Genomic DNA, 271 nt, shown 5'->3' with positions numbered 1-271 from the left:
GCTCTAACAGCGCTTCAATGGCGAGCTCCTGCTCATCATTTAGCTTAGTGCCATCATTGGAGAAAAACTTAATGCCGTTATCATAAAAAGGATTATGTGATGCACTAATCACTACCCCCGCATCCGCTCTAAAGGTCGAGGCTAAATACGCCACCGCTGGCGTTGGCATAGGGCCAACGAGTGCCACGTTTACGCCCGCAGCTGATAGCCCAGCCTGCATAGCCGATTCAAACATATAACCGCTACTGCGGGTATCTTTACCAACCAATAC

The 271-nt window shown here is 49.4% G+C and carries 1 pseudogene; it reads right to left on the bottom strand.

Annotated elements, in window-relative coordinates:
- A pseudogene (gene glmM, locus AAEY78_RS13200) lies at positions 1 to 271 on the bottom strand (phosphoglucosamine mutase); the annotation flags it as partial.

The organism is Psychrobacter sp. 16-MNA-CIBAN-0192 (genome assembly GCF_040309565.1).
GTDB lineage: Bacteria > Pseudomonadota > Gammaproteobacteria > Pseudomonadales > Moraxellaceae > Psychrobacter.
The sequence above is the reverse complement of the archived record's forward strand: the minus strand, read 5'-3'. Positions and strand labels throughout refer to the sequence as shown.